Origin of the sequence: Bacillus sp. AFS073361 (assembly GCF_002567005.1) — a bacterium.
Taxonomy (GTDB): Bacteria; Bacillota; Bacilli; order Bacillales; family Cytobacillaceae; genus Neobacillus.
Genome location: NZ_NUZU01000026.1, coordinates 52,720 through 71,845, shown reverse-complemented (window position 1 = coordinate 71,845; position 19,126 = coordinate 52,720). Strand labels below are relative to the sequence as shown.

Genomic DNA, 19,126 nt, shown 5'->3' with positions numbered 1-19,126 from the left:
AGTAGGACGTTGCCAGGCACCAAGGACAACCTGAAAAGGTTGTCCTTTTTTGTGTTCCAAACAAATTAAGAAGATACTTTTTAATCAAACCTAGGTTTCACATTGGCGAGATTTGGAGAAAATCATTAGTAGTGAATCGTTGCATCTACATAAAAAATTCAGTATAATTTAGTCAAATATAGTCAAAGTCAGAGAATGGGGGTGGGAAGATGAGAAACATCTCTGATATTATTGAAAAATATCTCAAACAAGTATTGGAATTAAGTGAAAGAGACCTAGTTGAAATCAAACGAAGTGAAATCGCAGACAAATTTCAATGTGTTCCATCTCAAATTAATTATGTAATCAATACCCGTTTTACGATCGAAAGAGGATACATCGTAGAAAGTAAACGGGGCGGCGGTGGGTATATACGGATCATGAAGGTCCAGTCTCATGATCTTGCTCATTTAATTGAACAATCACTTGCACTTATTCAAAGTAGGATTAGTCAAACCAGTGCCGAAGATGTTATATTCAGACTCGTTCAAGAAGAAATTGTCTCGCAGCGGGAAGCGAAAATTATGCTCAGTGTAATTGACCGATCCGTTCTTTATATTGATCTTCCATACCGAGACGAATTAAGAGCGAGAATGCTAAAAGCAATGCTTACATCTTTAAAATATAAATAAATTTTTTCGCTTGAGAGGTGAAAGTATGATTTGCCAGGAATGCAACCAAAGACCTGCAGCCCTTCACTTTACGAAAATTATTAATGGGGAAAAGACGGAAGTCAATCTGTGTGAAAAATGTGCGCAGGAAAAGGGAGAAATGTTTATTTTTAATGGGGAATCTGGATTCGCTTTTAATAATTTATTAGCAGGATTATTAAATATAGACCCTGCTTTTCAAAAACCCAGTCAAAGCCCATTTCATCAAGAGGAAATTCTGCAATGTGATTCTTGTTCAATGACATTTCCACAGTTTTTAAAAGTGGGCCGCTTTGGATGTTCTCATTGTTATGAAGTATTTAAAGAACAATTGAAACCCGTATTACGTCGACTTCATAGTGGAAACTGGACACATAATGGGAAAATACCAAAGAGAATTGGCGGCGGTATCCATCTCCGTAAGCAAATAGATGAATTAAAAGGCACTCTAAAAGAATCCATTGCCAATGAGGAATTTGAGAAGGCAGCTGAGATTCGTGATGAAATACGTCAGTTAGAGAGAAAACTAGCAGACAGCCAAGAGGGAGGGGAATAACATGTCGCTTGAACGGTTTTTAAATCAAGCTGTCAGCTCCTGGATGAGTGAGGAAGGACCTGATTCAGATATCGTCCTCAGTTCCCGTATTCGTTTGGCTCGTAACTTTGATGCATATAAATTTCCAACACTTTTTTCACACGAAGAAGCAAAGATGATTATTGAAAAAATGGAGGAAATATTAAAACAGTCAGACATTCAAAAGTTTGGCCAAATGGAATTGTTGAAAATTAATGAACTCCAGCCCCTGCAGAAAAGAGTTTTGGTAGAAAAACATTTAATCAGTCCAAACCTAGCAGAGGATTCACCACATGGTGCTGTTTTATTAACCGAAAATGAAGAAGTTAGTATTATGATTAATGAAGAGGATCATATTCGTATTCAATGCTTGTTTCCTGGGTTGCAATTATCTGAAGCCTTAGATGCTGCTAATGAAATTGATGATTGGCTTGAAAGTAATATTCAATATGCATTTGATGAGAAGCATGGTTATTTAACCAGTTGTCCTACAAATGTGGGTACCGGTCTTCGTGCTTCGGTTATGATGCATCTGCCAGGATTAATCTTAACACAGCAAATTAATCGAATTATTCCCGCAATCAATCAATTAGGTCTAGTTGTTAGAGGAATTTATGGGGAAGGCAGCGAAGCTTTAGGTAATATATTTCAAATTTCTAATCAAATTACCCTTGGAAAATCGGAAGAGGACATTTGCCGGGATCTCAAGGGAGTTGTCAGCCAGTTAATTTCACAAGAAAGGTCAGCACGTGAAGCATTACGGAAAACTTCAAACATACAATTAGAAGACAGGGTGTTCCGTTCAATGGGTGTGTTATCTAATAGCCGAATTATTGAATCAAAAGAAGCAGCAAGATGCTTATCCGATGTTCGGCTTGGAATAGATATGGGTTATATTGAAAATATGCCTAAGACGATATTAAATGAATTAATGATCCTGACCCAGCCAGGTTTCCTGCAGCAATATGCTGGGGGTTCATTAAGACCACATGAAAGAGATATCCGTCGGGCAGCATTAATTAGGGAACGAATAAAAATGGAGCAAGAAAAATAGGTGAGGAGGAAGAGAATATGATGTTCGGCCGTTTTACTGAAAGAGCGCAGAAAGTTCTAGCATTAGCACAAGAGGAAGCGATTCGTCTTGGACATAACAATATTGGAACAGAGCACATTTTATTAGGATTAACTCGTGAAGGAGAAGGGATTGCAGCAAAAGCTCTTTATGGGCTAGGCTTAGGTTCTGAAAAAATCCAAAAAGAAGTAGAAAACTTAATTGGCAAAGGACAGGAAGCTTCTCAAACGATTCACTATACTCCACGGGCTAAAAAGGTCATCGAACTATCGATGGATGAGGCACGCAAGTTAGGACATTCCTATGTAGGCACTGAACATATTCTCCTTGGCTTAATCCGTGAAGGGGAAGGGGTCGCCGCACGAGTCCTTAATAATCTTGGTGTAAGCTTAAATAAGGCAAGACAGCAAGTCCTTCAACTTTTAGGAAGCAATGAGTCAGGCGGGCATCAAGGCGGTGCATCTGCCAGTGCGAACACCCCAACACTTGACAGCCTTGCACGGGATCTAACTTCGATCGCACGTGAGGGCAGTCTAGACCCGGTAATTGGACGCGGCAAAGAAATTCAACGTGTCATTGAAGTATTAAGCCGTCGGACAAAAAACAACCCTGTATTAATTGGGGAGCCGGGCGTCGGTAAAACTGCGATTGCAGAAGGTCTTGCCCAGCAAATTGTAAATAACGAAGTGCCTGAAATCCTTCGTGATAAACGGGTGATGACTCTCGATATGGGAACAGTGGTAGCTGGGACGAAATATCGAGGAGAATTTGAAGACCGTTTAAAAAAGGTCATGGATGAAATTCGCCAAGCCGGGAATATTATTCTTTTCATTGATGAGCTGCATACCTTAATTGGTGCTGGAGGTGCGGAAGGGGCGATTGATGCATCTAATATCTTAAAGCCATCTCTTGCGCGCGGTGAACTCCAATGTATTGGAGCAACAACTCTTGATGAGTATCGTAAATATATCGAAAAAGATGCTGCATTAGAACGACGCTTCCAGCCAATTCGTGTAGATGAACCAACACTTGAAGAATCAATTCAGATTTTAGAAGGGCTCCGCGACCGTTATGAGGCACATCACCGTGTTTCAATTACAGATGAAGCAATTCAAGCGGCTGTGAAACTTTCGGACCGTTATATCTCAGACCGCTTCCTGCCGGATAAAGCGATTGACTTAATCGATGAAGCGGGTTCTAAGGTAAGGCTTCGTTCCTTTACCACTCCACCTAATTTAAAAGAATTAGAAGTGAAATTGGAAGAAGTGCGTAAGGAAAAAGATTCTGCTGTTCAGAGTCAAGAGTTTGAAAAGGCTGCATCCTTAAGAGATACAGAACAGCGTTTACGTGAACAACTTGAAGAGACAAAGAAGAATTGGAAAGAAAAACAAGGGAAAGAAAATAATGAAGTAACCGTTGAAGATATTGCAAGTGTTGTTTCTAGTTGGACCGGGGTTCCTGTTTCCAAGCTGGCGGAAACAGAAATGGCGAAGCTTCTTAATTTAGAAGAAGTACTTCATTCTCGCGTAATTGGCCAGGAGGAAGCGGTAAAAGCTGTATCGAAGGCAGTCCGCCGTGCTCGTGCTGGATTAAAAGATCCCAAACGACCAATCGGTTCTTTTGTCTTCCTTGGACCAACAGGTGTTGGGAAAACCGAATTAGCCCGTGCTCTTGCTGAAGCGATGTTTGGTGATGAGGATGCGATGATACGGATTGATATGTCCGAGTATATGGAAAAACACTCGACTTCTCGTCTAGTTGGTTCACCGCCAGGATATGTAGGTTATGAGGAAGGCGGCCAATTAACAGAAAAGGTTCGCAGAAAGCCATATTCTGTTGTGCTATTAGATGAAATTGAAAAAGCACATCCTGACGTATTTAATATCCTGCTGCAAGTCCTTGAGGACGGTCGATTGACTGATTCTAAAGGCAGAACAGTTGACTTCCGGAATACAGTCCTTATTATGACATCCAATGTCGGTGCTGAGGCATTAAAACGGAACAAGTATGTCGGCTTTAATATCCAAGATGGCGAACAAGACTATAAAGATATGAAAGGGAAAGTGATGGGAGAATTAAAGAAAGCATTCCGTCCTGAATTCCTTAACCGTATCGATGAAATTATTGTTTTCCATGCGTTAGAGCGGAAGCATCTTGAAGAAATTGTGACTTTATTATCAGAGCAGTTAATTAAGCGTTTAAAAGAGCAGCATATTTCTTTAGAATTAACAGCTGCGGCAAAAGAGAAAATTTCTCAGGAAGGCTATGACCCTGAATATGGGGCACGACCATTACGCCGTGCGATTCAAAAGCATATTGAAGACAGACTTTCGGAAGAACTATTAAAGGGAACATTATTAACCGGACAGCATGCAATTATTGATGTTGATAATGGAGAATTTATTGTTCGTATGGCTGAGAAAACGAGTTTAGTAAAATAGGACTATGTCGTAATATCTATGAAGAGGTACACGTAAATAAAGTTAAATCGTGTACCTCTTTTTCTATCGACTTTTTCAAATGAAAAAATAAAAAAGGTATGGTAACCTGTAAATAGTTAGCAAAATTTGGCTCCTGCACCCGGCGTATTTCGCTATCTGGTGCGTGTGCCTTTTGTTCTTTTTAGTTAAGAGAGGGTCGAAGGATAATGGCAAAACGAAAGACGAAGTTTATGTGTCAGGCGTGCGGATATGAATCGCCCAAGTGGATGGGAAAATGTCCTGGCTGCGGTGAATGGAATAAGATGGTGGAGGAAGTTGAAGTAACAGGTTCCGCGAGAAGAGGTGCATTTGCCCATTCCCAGGGCGGATCAGGACTGTTATCCAAGCCCATGCCGATCAATTCAATTGAAATGGAAAATGAACCACGGATTCTAACGGATTTAAACGAATTAAACCGTGTCCTTGGCGGTGGCGTGGTTAAGGGTTCTTTAGTGCTGATAGGCGGAGACCCTGGAATTGGGAAGTCAACGCTGCTTTTGCAGGTTTCATCACAACTTGCGAATAAAGGAAATCAGGTTTTATACATATCTGGTGAGGAATCGTTACGACAAACTAAACTTCGGGCGGAACGATTAGGTATATCTTCTGAAAATCTCCTCGTTTATTCTGAAACGAATCTTGAAGAAATCAACCGGACCATCGATAGTACCAATCCTAGCTTTGTCATCATTGATTCGATCCAAACGGTCTTTCACCCCGATGTAACAAGCGCACCAGGAAGTGTCTCACAAGTACGTGAGTGTACCTCGGAATTAATGAGAATTGGGAAAACGAAAGGAATTGCGATCTTTATTGTTGGACATGTAACAAAAGAAGGATCCATTGCAGGTCCAAGGCTGTTAGAGCATATGGTGGATACGGTTCTCTATTTTGAAGGAGAAAGACACCATACCTATCGGATTCTACGTGCAGTCAAAAACCGATTTGGTTCAACGAATGAAATGGGCATTTTTGAAATGAAGGAATTGGGCCTCGAAGAAGTAGCCAATCCTTCTGAGATCTTCTTAGAAGAGCGTTCACGGGGCGCAGCTGGATCGACGGTAGTTGCATCGATGGAAGGGACAAGACCAGTCCTTGTCGAAATCCAGGCTTTAATTTCCCCTACCAGTTTTGGGAATCCCAGAAGAATGGCTACTGGAATTGACCATAACCGTGTGCCGCTTTTGATGGCAGTATTAGAAAAGCGAGTGGGGATGCTTCTCCAGAATCAAGATGCCTATTTAAAAGTTGCCGGCGGAGTAAAGTTGGATGAGCCAGCCATTGATTTGGCTGTTGCTGTCAGTATTGCTTCGAGCTTTAGAGATAAGCCGACAAGGCCGACGGACTGCATTATCGGTGAAGTTGGTTTGACTGGGGAAGTAAGAAGGGTATCGAGAATTGAGCAGCGTGTCCAGGAAGCGGCCAAGCTTGGTTTTGAGCGAGTGATTCTGCCTGCTAATAATCTAGGCGGTTGGAAGGGACCGAGGGGAATCGAACTTATTGGGGTAACGAATGTAAGTGAAGCTTTGAAAGCAGCTTTGGGAGGGTAGCAGATGGAGAATAAAAAGCTAGGTGAACATTCCGTAAGTGAGATATTACAATTCCTTGCTCCTGGGACGCCCATTCGTGAGGGGATTGACAATGTCCTTCGAGCCAATACAGGAGGCCTTATTGTCATTGGTTTTAACGAAAAAGTAAAAAGTATCGTTGATGGCGGCTTTGAAATTAATTGTCCTTTTTCGCCAAGCTTTTTATATGAATTGGCCAAAATGGATGGGGCAATTATCCTTAATGAATTAGGAAATAAAATTCTGTTTGCCAATGCCCAGCTGGCCCCTGACTCCGATATCCCCTCTACAGAAACAGGAATGCGGCACCGGACAGCTGAGAGGACGGCGAAACAAACAAAAGCCTTAGTCATTGCTATCTCCCAAAGGAGAAATGTAATTACTCTGTATCAAGGGAACTTCCGCTATGCCTTAAAAGATATTGCAGTGATTTTAACAAAGGCCAATCAAGCTATCCAGACACTTGAAAAGTATAAGACGGTTCTGGAACAAAGTATTACCAATTTGAGTATTTTAGAGTTTGAAGAGTCTGTCACCTATAATGACTTTCTACTGGTTCTGCATCGGTTTGAAATGGTCTTAAAGATTAAAAACGAACTACTAACCTATTTACATGAATTAGGGACTGAGGGGCGTCTCATTCGTTTACAACTGAATGAAATCTTAACTGACTTGGAAGAGGAAACAATGCTCATAATCAAAGATTATGCCTTTGATAGAGATATCAAGGCAAGAGATGTTTTAGCCCGAATGCAGTCAATGACTTCAAATGGAACAATAGAAGATATGGTGTTATTAAAATTAATGGGCTATCTGGGCTATGTGCATCTCGAGGAAAATAAAAATCCGCGCGGCTACCGGATTCTTAATAAAATTCCAAGACTCCCATCAATCATTATTGAAAACTTAATTAGCCATTTTGGCGAACTTGCAAAAATTATTTCAGCATCTGTGGAAGATCTCGATGATGTGGAAGGAATTGGGGAAGTCCGGGCTAAAAAAATTAAAGAGGGTTTTAAATTAATAAAAGAACGGTTATATACCGATCGTCACCTTTAAAAACAATGGAAAAGTAAAAAAAATCCAATTGTTTGACATGGGGGTTTTCCAATGCTACCCTATGGAGAAATCATCTATTAATAATTCACGGGAACTACTCTTTTAACAAGAATCTTTAAGTGAAAAATAATCAGTAAATTAAGGTTTCATTTTTATGAATATGTTTATAATGAGTAGAGGAGGTGAAGGAATGTTAAAACGTATTGTGCAGGCTTGCTTCCTCATTATGGGTGGTACGCTTGGTATTTTGTTATTGCCGGAATTGTTCAATCTACTTCATATCAATGACATTCCCTTAATTAACAACTCGTATATCACTGCTGTTTTAGGTGCTATTATTTTTTATCTTATTACCTTTTGGGCAGTAGATTATGTTTTTAACTTTGTTAAATGGACTGAAGATTCATTAGTCAAAATCCCTGTAACCGATGTCCTTTTTGGTAGTGTGGGTCTCATATTTGGGTTGTTGGTGGCCTTTTTAATTGGCTTTGCCTTAAATGCGGTACAGGTGCCAATTCTAAATGCTGTCGTGCCAATCATACTGACCATTTTATTTGGCTATCTTGGCTTTCAGGTAGGTTTTAAGAAAAGGGACGAACTACTAGGTCTATTTGGAAATCGGAGTAATAAGAAAAAATCCAGTGAAGACGAGAGTGAAAAAGAAGCGAATCAATCTTTAAAAATACTAGATACTAGTGTGATTATTGATGGACGTATAGCTGATATTTGTCAGACGGGATTTTTAGAAGGAACGATTGTCATTCCACAGTTTGTCCTCGAGGAATTACAGCATATTGCTGATTCATCCGATGTATTAAAACGAAATCGCGGCCGCAGAGGTCTAGATATTTTAAATCGAATTCAAAAGGAACTTGCCATTAAAGTCGAAATCTATGAAGGTGATTTCGAGGAAATTAGTGAAGTGGATTCAAAACTTGTGAAACTGGCAAAAATCACAAATGGAATCTTAGTCACAAATGATTTCAATCTGAATAAGGTTTGCGAATTGCAGAATGTTTCAGTGTTAAACATCAATGATTTAGCAAATGCCGTCAAACCTGTTGTTCTTCCAGGAGAAGAATTAACGGTACAGGTGATTAAGGATGGCAAGGAATATCATCAGGGCGTTGCTTACTTGGATGACGGAACGATGATCGTTGTCGAAGAAGGAAGAGAATATATTGGAAAACGAATTGAGGTTCTCGTCACAAGTGTTCTCCAAACATCGGCTGGAAGAATGATATTTGCTAAACCAAAGCTATTAGAAAAAGCATTATAAGTGGGGTTTTCATATGACTTACCAAGTCATTCTCCCGGCAGCGGGCCAGGGAAAAAGAATGGGAGCAGGGAAAAATAAGCTTCTATTAGAGCTTAATCATGTACCTGTATTAATCCATACATTAAAAGTGTTTGAACAGGATAATGCCTGCAGCAAAATTATTGTAGCGATTCATCCACAAGATGAAGGGGAATTTAAAGCCTTATTTACCAAGTATAATATTGCCAAAGCAATCCATTTAGTGCATGGGGGTAAGGAACGGCAGGATAGCATTTTTAATGCGCTGAAAACAGTGGAAACAGACGGGGTTATTCTTGTTCATGATGCGGCACGTCCTTTTATCAGTAATGAACATATCTACCGTTTGACAAAAGTGGCTATGGATACAGGGGCGGCCATTTTGGGAGTACCGGCAAAGGACACCATCAAAAAGGTACAAGATGGTTTGGTGGTTGAAACTGTCGAACGTTCAAGCTTGTGGGCGGTCCAAACCCCACAAGCTTTTCGCATTTCTCTTCTGAAGAAGGCCTATGAGAAAGCAGAAAGGGATTCTTTCCTAGGAACAGATGATGCCAGTCTAGTGGAGAGGATCGGCCATCCTATTGCGATGGTTGAAGGCGACTACGATAATATCAAATTAACAACACCAGAAGATATTTATTTTGCGGAAGCGATACTAGAAAAGCGGAAGCGCCTTGACTAGGCGTTGCAGCTAGACAATAGGAAAAAAGGGAGTTTTTCATAATGTTTCGAATTGGTCAAGGGTTTGATGTGCATCAACTAACGGAAGGGCGACCGTTGATTATCGGTGGAATCAGCATACCATATGAAAAAGGGCTGCTAGGTCATTCAGATGCAGATGTTTTATTACATACGGTTTCTGATGCTTGCCTTGGTGCGATTGGAGAAGGGGATATTGGCAAACATTTTCCTGATACCGATCCCAATTTTAAAGATGCAGACTCTGCAAAGTTAATGGAGCATGTGTGGGAATTGGTGAAAAATAAGGGGTACGAGCTGGTAAACGCGGATTGTACAATCATAGCTCAGAAGCCGAAAATGGCACCCTATATTGAGCAAATGCGCGTGAGAATTGCCGAATTACTAGAGGCCGAACCTGGGCAAATCAATGTGAAGGCAACCACCACCGAGAAATTGGGCTTCACTGGCAGAGGGGAAGGAATCGCCTCTCAAGCGGTTGTTTTATTAAGAAAGGTTCATGAATAGTCTTTCTTGAAATCATAGACAATGATAAAATAATCAGTTGAAACATATAAATTCTTGGGAAAGCTGTCTAGCTTCAGCGCCTAGGCACTTACGCTTTTCTAAATGGAGGCATTGAGATGTCAAATGAAGTTCGTGTAAGGTATGCTCCAAGTCCAACAGGGCATTTACATATTGGAAACGCTCGTACGGCATTATTTAATTACTTATTCGCACGTAATCAGGGCGGGAAGTTTATCATTCGTATTGAAGATACGGATAAAAAAAGAAATATTGCCGGCGGAGAAGAAAGCCAGTTGAAATACTTAAAATGGCTTGGCATGGATTGGGATGAGGGTGTTGACGTCGGCGGCGAATACGGACCATATCGTCAATCCGAGCGAAATGATATATATGAAATTTACTATAACCAATTATTAGCGGAAGGTCATGCTTATAAGTGTTATTGTACCGAAGCGGAAATTGAGGCAGAGCGTGAAGCCCAGGCTGAAAGGGGAGAAACACCGCATTATTCGGGTAAATGCCGTCATTTAACCGATGAACAACGCCGTGAATTAGAAAGCGAAGGCCGTCAGCCAAGCATTCGGATTATCGTACCTGAAGGGAAAACCTATACCTTTGATGATATGGTAAAGGGGAGCGTGTCCTTTGAATCTGAAGGGATGGGCGACTGGGTCATCATTAAAAAAGATGGCACCCCAACCTATAATTTTGCGGTTACAATTGATGATTATTTAATGAAAATCTCTCACGTGCTCCGTGGCGATGATCATATATCTAACACACCTAAACAACTCATGGTCTATGAAGCATTAGGCTGGGAGCCGCCGATTTTCGGCCATATGACATTGATTGTCAATGAAAGCCGTAAAAAGTTAAGTAAGCGCGATGAATCAATCATTCAGTTTATTGAACAATATGAAGAGTTAGGGTATCTCCCAGAAGCGTTATTTAACTTTATTACGCTCCTCGGCTGGTCGCCTTCAGGTGAAGAAGAAATCTACTCTAAGAATGAGTTTATTGAGATATTTGATGCGAATCGCTTATCTAAATCCCCTGCCTTATTTGATAAGCAGAAACTGCTATGGATGAATAACCAATATATGAAGAAGATTGAGATTGATCGTGCAGTTGAACTGGCTTTACCTCACTTAGTGAAAGCCGGCCGTTTAAGTGAAAGTCAAACGGATGAGCAGTATCAATGGGTTCAAGGGTTAATCGAACTTCTGCAGGAAAAAATGAGCTTTGGTGCTGAAATCGTGGAATTATCCGAGATGTTCTTTAAAGAGGAAGTGGACTACGAAGAAGAGGCGAAGGAGATTCTAGCAGGTGAGACGGTTCCGGAAGTGTTAAAGGCATTTTCACATGAACTGGACCAGTTAGAGCACTTCCGGGCTGACGGGATAAAGGCTGCAATGAAGGCAGTTCAAAAGTCGACTGGCCAAAAGGGGAAAAACCTATTTATGCCAATTCGTGCTGCAGTAACTGGCCAAACACACGGGCCAGACCTGCCACAGGCCATTGAACTTTTAGGAAAAAATAAAGTTCAAACAAGAATTAATAAAATTATTAGTTAACAACGACAATAAAATGTAATATAGTAGAGTAAACAATTATATAGTTCTGAAAGTGTAGAAGAGGATAAGTAAAAAAAGGATGCTTCAAAGAGAAAACCATCACCGGCTGAAAGTGGTTTAGGCCTCTCGTTTTTTGAAATGCACCTCTGAGCCCTGTTTCGAAAAGAGTCAACTCTAAGTAGAGATGGGCGGAACCGATCCGTTAACAGGTAGAGTGAGACCAGGTTTTAAGCTATTGTTACCATCCTAGCTTTCCGGTCTAATCAGAGTGGAACCGCGCGTTAAGCGCCTCTGTCGTCATGACAGAGGCGTTTTTTATTTACTTTTTTATTTACCAAACAATAGGGGGAAAATGGTAATGTTTAAGAAGTTGAGGGAGGATGTAGAGGTTATTTTCGAGCAAGATCCTGCGGCAAGGAGCCATTTGGAAGTCATCTTAACCTATTCAGGCTTGCATGCCATTTGGTCACACCGTCTTGCACATGCACTTTTTAATCGGAAATTATTTTTTCTAGCCAGGGTTATTTCGCAGGTAAGCCGATTTTTTACCGGTATTGAGATTCATCCTGGGGCAAAAATAGGCAGAAGATTTTTTATTGACCATGGTATGGGCGTGGTTATTGGGGAAACCTGTGAAATTGGGGATAATGTAACTATATATCAAGGGGTCACACTTGGTGGAACAGGGAAAGAGAAAGGGAAACGGCATCCAACCATTAAGGATAATGTTCTGATTTCTACAGGGGCTAAGGTACTCGGATCGATCACGGTTGGAGAAAATTCCAAAATTGGCGGCGGCTCGGTTGTATTGAAAGAGGTTCCTCCTAACTCAACTGTAGTGGGAATTCCAGGCAGGGTAGTCATGCAAGATGGAAGAAAAATTACAAAAGACTTAAACCATTGTGATTTGCCAGACCCTGTTGCCGACCGCTTAAGAGAAATGCAAAACGACTTGGATAAGTTAATGTATGAACTCGAAGAATTAAAAGGAGAAAGGATAGAAGTCAATGGCCATTCAACTTTATAATACACTTACACGTAAAAAGGAAACTTTCGTACCGCTTGAAGAGGGCAAGGTCAAAATGTATGTTTGCGGTCCGACTGTCTATAATTATATTCATATTGGTAATGCTCGTCCGGCCATCGTTTTTGATACAGTCCGACGCTATTTAGAATACCGCGGATACGATGTTAAATATGTTTCTAATTTTACTGATGTTGATGATAAATTAATCCGAGCTGCCAATCAATTAGGAGAAGACGTGCCAGCTATTGCTGACCGTTTTATCAATGCCTATTTTGAAGATGTGTCTGCATTAGGCTGCCAAAAAGCGGATGTTCATCCACGGGTAATGGAGAACATGGACATTATTATTGAATTTATTAGTGAATTAATTGATAAAGGTTTTGCTTATGAATCGGCTGGAGATGTGTATTTTCGGACAAGAAAATTCGATGGCTATGGTAAACTGTCGCATCAATCGATTGATGATCTCCAGATAGGCGCAAGAATTGAAGTTGGCGATAGGAAACAAGATGACTTAGATTTTGCCCTTTGGAAAGCGGCGAAGGAAGGGGAAATCTTCTGGGAGAGCCCATGGGGACTTGGACGTCCAGGCTGGCATATTGAGTGCTCGGCAATGGCGAAAAAGTATCTGGGTGAAACGATTGATATTCATGCGGGTGGACAGGATTTAACTTTCCCGCACCATGAAAATGAAATTGCCCAGTCAGAAGCACTATCAGGAAAACTATTTTCCCGCTACTGGATGCACAATGGCTATATCAATATTGACAATGAAAAAATGTCGAAGTCGCTAGGAAACTTTGTATTAGTTCACGACATTATCAAGAAACACAATCCACAAGTGTTACGCTTTTTCATGTTATCGGTTCATTATCGCAATCCGATCAATTACAGTGAGGAATTACTGGAAAGTACAAAAGCTGCATTTGAGCGCTTGATCACCTCCTATCAAAATTTAAAGCATCGTAAAGAAGCAAGCACAGATTTAACCGATAATAATCAGGAATGGCTTGATAAAATTGCAAGCTCCCAGGAACAGTTTATTGAGGCGATGGATGATGATTTTAACACAGCGAAGGCCATTTCTGTCTTATTTGACCTCTCAAAACTGGCGAATTATTATCTGTTAGAAAAAAATACAGCTGTAGCGGTAATCGATGCTTTTACCAAACAGTTTGAAGACTTATTCCATGTCTTAGGGCTGACGATTGAAAAAGAAGAAATGCTGGATGAAGAAATTGATGCACTAATTGAAAAGCGAATCCAGGCTCGAAAGGACCGCAATTTCCAATTGTCTGACCAAATCCGAGATCAGCTGAAGGAAATGAATATTATTTTAGAAGATACCCCGCAAGGTACAAGGTGGAAAAGAGGTTAATTCATGCTTGAATATGAAAATACCGTCGATGCCAAACAATTGAATAGTCTAGCCCTTGCCTATATGGGTGACGCCATTTATGAAACGTATGTAAGGCGCCACCTCCTCTATAGCGGGAAGGTAAGACCCAATCATTTACACCGGACGGGAACAACTTACGTTTCAGCAAAAGCACAGTGCAAAATACTTTTTCAAATGATGGATGATCATCTTCTCGACGAGGAAGAGTTAGCGGTGATTATGCGTGGTCGAAATGCGAAGTCAGGCTCTGTTCCTAAAAATACAGATGTCCAGACCTACCATTACAGTACAGCATTCGAAGCGTTGCTGGGTTATTTATATTTATCGGGTAAAATAGAGCGGATGGAAGAATTGATTAATCTGGCATTTAAATATGTGGATGAAAGAAAGGAGGAACGCTAGGATGGAACAAGAATATATTGTTGGCAAAAATCCAGTTATTGAAGCGCTGAAATCAGAAAGGGACATTAATAAGATCTTAATTGCTGAAGGATCACAGCGCGGCCAAATGCAGCAAATTACGCAGTTAGCAAAGGAAGCACATGTAATTGTTCAATTTGTGCCAAAGAAAAAAATTGATCAAATATCCGGTGAAAATCATCAAGGAGTTCTAGCCTATGTCGCCGCTTACCAATATGCGGAAATCGATGATTTGTTTGCAGCTGCTGAGAAGAAAAATGAACCACCTTTCTTTTTATTGCTTGATGAGATTGAGGATCCTCATAATCTCGGTTCAATCATGAGAACGGCGGATTCTGTGGGGGCACATGGCATCATTATTCCGAAACGGAGGGCTGTGGGCTTAACCGCGACAGTGGCTAAAGCCTCAACAGGTGCCATTGAGTATATTCCAGTCGCGCGTGTGACAAATATGTCGAGAACAATCGATGAATTAAAGGAAAGGGGCATTTGGATTGCTGGAACAGATGCCAAAGGAAAAGATGACTACCGCAGGTTAGATGGGACCCTGCCGCTTGGCTTAGTCATTGGCAGTGAAGGAAAAGGAATGGGTAGACTAATCCGCGATAAATGTGATTTTCTTATTCACCTGCCAATGGTTGGAAAAGTTACTTCGTTAAATGCTTCTGTTGCGGCATCTTTACTCATGTATGAGGTATATCGAAAACGACACCCGCTTGAGGGGTAACATATGGATATCCTGCTTGTCGACGGATATAACATTATTGGGGCCTGGCCGGAACTTAGGACATTAAAAGATCGAGATCTGCCAGCAGCAAGAGATCGTCTTGTAGAAAGAATGGCGGAGTATCAAGCCTATTCCGGATATCGTGTGATTGTTGTCTTTGATGCCTACTATGTGCAAGGAACAGAGAAAAAATATAAAAACCATCAAGTAGAAGTCATCTTTACGAAAGAAAATGAAACAGCAGATGAGCGGATAGAAAAATTGGCCATTAGCCTAAGTAATCGGAGAACGCAAATACATGTCGCCACCTCCGATTATACAGAGCAATGGGCGATCTTTGGACAAGGAGCATTAAGAAAATCCGCTCGGGAGCTGCTCATTGAAATGTCCTCCATTGAAAGGGGCATCGAACAGAAAGTGAAAAAGATTCAAGAAAAAAAACCTGTCTCGAAAATCAATATGAGTGATGAAATGGCAGAAATTTTCGAAAAATGGCGCAGGGGTCAAAAGTGAGCGTGGACACTAGAAAAATTGTCATGTATACTATTACTAACTATGCTTGTTCGGTGGAGGGGATCTACTTTGAGTACGGACTTCGGAACAAAGGTCAACCAGCAGTTTCTCGTAATGGAAGATGAAGAAATTGTTTATTTGGTACACCACGGTGACAGTGAAGCATTGGATTATTTAATCCACAAGTATCGTAATTTTGTGCGTGCAAAAGCAAGGTCCTATTTTTTAATTGGTGCTGATAAAGAAGATATTGTCCAAGAAGGGATGATTGGACTGTACAAAGCCATTCGTGACTTCAGAGAGGACAAGCTGACATCCTTTAAGGCATTTGCCGAGCTATGCATTACTCGTCAAATTATAACAGCCATTAAAACCGCAACACGGCAAAAGCATATTCCGTTAAATTCTTATGTTTCTTTGGACAAGCCGATTTATGATGAAGAGTCCGATCGAACATTAATGGATGTTTTGTCAGGGGCAAAGGTACTTGACCCTGAAGAGCTAATCATTAATCAAGAAGAATTTGACCATATTGAATTTAAAATGACTGAATTATTAAGTGACTTAGAAAGAAAGGTATTGGCCCTCTACTTAGATGGTCAATCCTATCAAGAAATTTCAGAAGAACTCAATCGTCATGTGAAATCCATTGATAATGCTCTGCAGCGAGTGAAAAGAAAATTGGAACGATATCTCGAACTTCGCGAGTTTTCGCTGTAATAACCTACCTTAATGGCATAAATTTGAACCGTTTTCAAGGGATATTGACAATAATTAGGGTACATGGTACATTTTTAAGGATATAATAGAAAATTGGGTAAAGGTGTCGAAAATGAGTAAAAAAGTTATCCTTGCATGTGCAGTCTGCGGTTCTCGAAACTATTCGACAATCAGCAAGCAGACACAAACAGAGCGATTAGAATTAAAAAAATTCTGCAAAACGTGCACCACCCATACCATTCATAGAGAAACAAAATAGTCATCCTATATTCTTATAGTTATTTTATTTTGGGGGTTACTTAACATGCAGCGCATAACAAAGTTCTTCAGTGATATATTCCGTGAGATGAGGAAAGTTAGCTGGCCAAAACGAGGAGAACTAACACGCTCGACGATTACTGTATTAACGACTGTTGTCTTTTTTGCAGCGTTCTTTGCAGTTCTTGATTTAGGAATTTCAAAATTGATTCGTTTAATTCTTGAATAATAAATCAATTTTCATGGTATAATGGTGATTAATAAAGGAATTTTTATCTAAAAGCCCGTATAACGGGTTTTTTATTTGTTTAAAAAATAGTCTATGACTAATAAATAGGGAGGGACGGACGTTCTAGTCCTCTTAAATGGAAAAAAATTGGTATGTGTTACATACTTACTCCGGTTATGAAAATAAAGTAAAAGCAAATTTAGAAAAACGGGTCGAATCAATGGGGATGCAAGATAAGATATTTCGAGTAGTTGTCCCTGAAGAAGAAGAAACCGAACTAAAAAACGGCAAGAAAAAAGTAGTAAAGCGCAAAGTGTTCCCTGGTTATGTACTAGTAGAAATTGTGATGACAGATGATTCATGGTATGTGGTGCGTAATACACCTGGAGTAACAGGTTTTGTTGGCTCATCAGGATCAGGTTCTAAACCGACTCCATTACTTCCAGAAGAAGTTGTCGTTATATTAAAACGAATGGGTGTTACCGAAACTCGTGTCGATGCTGATTATGAAATTGGCGAAACAGTTCGCGTCAAAGAAGGTCCATTTGCTAACTTTACAGGATCAGTAGAAGAGATGGATAAAGACAAGGCGAAACTGAAAGTTCTTGTTAATATGTTCGGCCGTGATACCCCTGTAGAACTTGATTTTACCCAGATTGAAAAACTTTAATATAAAAAAACTTGAAATCATTTTGAAAAAGTGGTAATATTTCATAGGTCAGTATGTCTCTATATGAGACAAGACTTATGTCAAGTTCTTTATGATCAATAGATAAAGACAGATGCCTGAGTGGGAGGGTTCCTAAAAAACCCTATTACCACATCACGGACTTTAAGGAGGTGTGTCTCGTGGCTAAAAAAGTAATTAAAGTCGTTAAATTACAAATTCCTGCTGGGAAAGCAAACCCTGCGCCACCAGTTGGTCCTGCACTAGGTCAAGCCGGTGTTAACATCATGGGATTCTGTAAAGAATTTAACGCTCGTACAGCAGATCAAGCTGGTTTGATCATCCCTGTTGAAATTACGGTATTTGAAGACCGTTCATTTACATTTATTACGAAAACTCCTCCTGCTGCCGTTCTTTTGAAAGTAGCAGCTGGAATTCAGTCAGGTTCTGGTGAACCTAACCGTAATAAAGTAGCAACAGTTAAGCGTAATACAGTACGCGAGATTGCGGAACAGAAAATGCCTGACCTAAACGCAGCTAGCGTTGAAGCAGCAATGCGTATGGTTGAAGGTACTGCTCGCAGCATGGGTATCGTCATCGAAGACTAATCCATGTAACTGATTGTTTTTTGTAAAATGAAGGGGTTGCGACGTTATAAACACTCGCAACCTTTTTCGTGGGCTAGCTGCGGCGCCTGTTCAAGGCGCCTCCGCTTTGCCGTGGGAGAATTATTCGCTAAAACCACAATTCTAGGAGGAAATTAAAATGGCTAAAAAAGGTAAGAAGTATTTAGAAGCTTCAAAGCTTGTAGATCGCCTAAAAGCATATCCAATTGCTGAAGCAATTGATCTTACAAAACAAACAAACTTCGCTAAATTTGATGCAACTGTTGAAGCAGCATTCCGTTTAGGCGTTGACCCTAAGAAAGCTGACCAACAAATCCGTGGTGCAGTAGTGCTTCCAAACGGAACTGGTAAAACGCAACGCGTTCTAGTTTTCGCTAAAGGGGAAAAAGTTAAAGAAGCAGAAGCAGCAGGCGCTGATTATGTGGGCGATGCTGAATACATCAACAAAATCCAACAAGGTTGGTTTGAATTTGATGTAATCGTAGCAACTCCTGACATGATGGGTGAAGTTGGTAAATTAGGTCGTGTATTAGGACCTAAAGGCTTAATGCCAAACCCTAAAACTGGTACAGTTACATTTGATGTAACTCGTGCAATCAATGAAATTAAAGCAGGTAAAGTTGAATACCGCGTTGACAAGTCTGGTAACATCCACGTGCCAATCGGTAAAGCTTCTTTCGAAAACGAAAAGCTTGTTGAAAACTTTAACACTGTATTTGAAACTTTGCTAAAAGTGAAGCCTTCTGCTGCAAAAGGTACTTACATGAAGAACGTAACTGTTGCTTCTACAATGGGACCTGGCGTTAAAGTTGATCCTTCATCAGTAGCTGTTAAATAAATTTTACCAATTGACAATATAAAATAGATTTTATATAATCTATTTTGTTGTTTAAAATAATAACATTTGTACTGTAGACAGCAGGTGTGCCAAGTGCACTTAATTTCCTGCCGAGGTAATGCGATATAAATAACTGAGAGATCGGTTGTTATCCTGCCTCCATGTCACCGTTCGATATGG

At 40.4% G+C, this 19,126-nt stretch carries 21 protein-coding genes and 2 other annotated features (1 of these 23 cut by a window edge); all 21 genes read left to right on the top strand.

Going from position 1 to position 19,126, the window contains the following annotated elements; all coding sequences use genetic code 11:
- Positions 1–209 precede the first annotated feature (209 nt).
- The gene (locus COJ96_RS12630; RefSeq protein ID WP_026565491.1) at positions 210–671 is read left to right on the top strand and encodes a CtsR family transcriptional regulator; all 462 of its coding nucleotides are present in this window, start codon (positions 210–212) and stop codon (positions 669–671) included.
- Between the two features lie 25 nt (positions 672–696).
- Positions 697–1,245 (top strand): protein-arginine kinase activator protein McsA, encoded by a 549-nt coding sequence (gene mcsA, locus COJ96_RS12625; RefSeq protein ID WP_098573747.1) that lies wholly within the window; start codon positions 697–699, stop codon positions 1,243–1,245.
- Between the two features lies 1 nt (position 1,246).
- On the top strand, positions 1,247–2,317 hold the full coding sequence (gene mcsB, locus COJ96_RS12620; RefSeq protein WP_098573744.1) for a protein-arginine kinase McsB: 1,071 nt from the start codon (positions 1,247–1,249) through the stop codon (positions 2,315–2,317).
- 17 nt (positions 2,318–2,334) lie between these two features.
- On the top strand, positions 2,335–4,776 hold the full coding sequence (gene clpC, locus COJ96_RS12615; protein ID WP_098573741.1) for an ATP-dependent protease ATP-binding subunit ClpC: 2,442 nt from the start codon (positions 2,335–2,337) through the stop codon (positions 4,774–4,776).
- Positions 4,777–4,982: 206 nt separating this feature from the next.
- Complete coding sequence (gene radA, locus COJ96_RS12610) at positions 4,983–6,365, top strand: DNA repair protein RadA (protein WP_098573739.1); 1,383 nt, start codon at positions 4,983–4,985, stop codon at positions 6,363–6,365.
- Positions 6,366–6,368: 3 nt separating this feature from the next.
- Positions 6,369–7,442 carry a DNA integrity scanning diadenylate cyclase DisA gene (disA, locus tag COJ96_RS12605; protein WP_098573737.1) on the top strand — a complete coding sequence of 358 codons (1,074 nt, stop codon included), beginning with the start codon at positions 6,369–6,371 and terminating at the stop codon, positions 7,440–7,442.
- Between the two features lie 190 nt (positions 7,443–7,632).
- Positions 7,633–8,721: a PIN/TRAM domain-containing protein gene (locus COJ96_RS12600; protein WP_098573734.1), complete on the top strand. Its 1,089-nt coding sequence runs from the start codon at positions 7,633–7,635 to the stop codon at positions 8,719–8,721.
- Positions 8,722–8,734: 13 nt separating this feature from the next.
- Entirely contained in the window at positions 8,735–9,424 is a 690-nt protein-coding gene (ispD, locus tag COJ96_RS12595) for a 2-C-methyl-D-erythritol 4-phosphate cytidylyltransferase (RefSeq protein WP_098573731.1), read from the top strand.
- 41 nt (positions 9,425–9,465) lie between these two features.
- Complete coding sequence (gene ispF / locus COJ96_RS12590) at positions 9,466–9,948, top strand: 2-C-methyl-D-erythritol 2,4-cyclodiphosphate synthase (protein WP_098573729.1); 483 nt, start codon at positions 9,466–9,468, stop codon at positions 9,946–9,948.
- 116 nt (positions 9,949–10,064) lie between these two features.
- Positions 10,065–11,522: a glutamate--tRNA ligase gene (gene gltX / locus COJ96_RS12585; protein ID WP_098573727.1), complete on the top strand. Its 1,458-nt coding sequence runs from the start codon at positions 10,065–10,067 to the stop codon at positions 11,520–11,522.
- A gap of 46 nt (positions 11,523–11,568) precedes the next feature.
- Positions 11,569–11,818: a binding site (T-box leader), on the top strand.
- Positions 11,819–11,874: 56 nt separating this feature from the next.
- Entirely contained in the window at positions 11,875–12,549 is a 675-nt protein-coding gene (gene cysE / locus COJ96_RS12580) for a serine O-acetyltransferase (RefSeq protein ID WP_373561691.1), read from the top strand.
- On the top strand, positions 12,530–13,927 hold the full coding sequence (gene cysS, locus COJ96_RS12575) for a cysteine--tRNA ligase (RefSeq protein WP_098573723.1): 1,398 nt from the start codon (positions 12,530–12,532) through the stop codon (positions 13,925–13,927). Before cysE ends, cysS begins: the two co-directional genes overlap by 20 nt.
- Positions 13,928–13,930: 3 nt before the next feature.
- Positions 13,931–14,350: a Mini-ribonuclease 3 gene (locus tag COJ96_RS12570; RefSeq protein ID WP_098573721.1), complete on the top strand. Its 420-nt coding sequence runs from the start codon at positions 13,931–13,933 to the stop codon at positions 14,348–14,350.
- 1 nt (position 14,351) lies between these two features.
- Positions 14,352–15,095: a 23S rRNA (guanosine(2251)-2'-O)-methyltransferase RlmB gene (gene rlmB / locus COJ96_RS12565; RefSeq protein WP_098573719.1), complete on the top strand. Its 744-nt coding sequence runs from the start codon at positions 14,352–14,354 to the stop codon at positions 15,093–15,095.
- Positions 15,096–15,098: 3 nt separating this feature from the next.
- Positions 15,099–15,608 (top strand): NYN domain-containing protein, encoded by a 510-nt coding sequence (locus tag COJ96_RS12560; RefSeq protein ID WP_098573716.1) that lies wholly within the window; start codon positions 15,099–15,101, stop codon positions 15,606–15,608.
- A 114-nt stretch (positions 15,609–15,722) separates the two neighbouring features.
- Positions 15,723–16,328 carry an RNA polymerase sporulation sigma factor SigH gene (gene sigH, locus COJ96_RS12555; protein WP_257148501.1) on the top strand — a complete coding sequence of 202 codons (606 nt, stop codon included), beginning with the start codon at positions 15,723–15,725 and terminating at the stop codon, positions 16,326–16,328.
- 112 nt (positions 16,329–16,440) lie between these two features.
- Complete coding sequence (gene rpmG, locus COJ96_RS12550) at positions 16,441–16,587, top strand: 50S ribosomal protein L33 (protein WP_098573712.1); 147 nt, start codon at positions 16,441–16,443, stop codon at positions 16,585–16,587.
- 45 nt (positions 16,588–16,632) lie between these two features.
- Entirely contained in the window at positions 16,633–16,815 is a 183-nt protein-coding gene (gene secE, locus COJ96_RS12545) for a preprotein translocase subunit SecE (RefSeq protein WP_098573710.1), read from the top strand.
- A 136-nt stretch (positions 16,816–16,951) separates the two neighbouring features.
- Positions 16,952–17,485 carry a transcription termination/antitermination protein NusG gene (gene nusG, locus COJ96_RS12540; RefSeq protein ID WP_026565508.1) on the top strand — a complete coding sequence of 178 codons (534 nt, stop codon included), beginning with the start codon at positions 16,952–16,954 and terminating at the stop codon, positions 17,483–17,485.
- Between the two features lie 179 nt (positions 17,486–17,664).
- Complete coding sequence (gene rplK, locus COJ96_RS12535; protein ID WP_026565509.1) at positions 17,665–18,090, top strand: 50S ribosomal protein L11; 426 nt, start codon at positions 17,665–17,667, stop codon at positions 18,088–18,090.
- A gap of 157 nt (positions 18,091–18,247) precedes the next feature.
- Positions 18,248–18,946: a 50S ribosomal protein L1 gene (rplA, locus tag COJ96_RS12530; RefSeq protein WP_098573708.1), complete on the top strand. Its 699-nt coding sequence runs from the start codon at positions 18,248–18,250 to the stop codon at positions 18,944–18,946.
- A gap of 53 nt (positions 18,947–18,999) precedes the next feature.
- Positions 19,000–19,126 (top strand) — a sequence feature (ribosomal protein L10 leader region) (it continues 18 nt past the right edge of the window).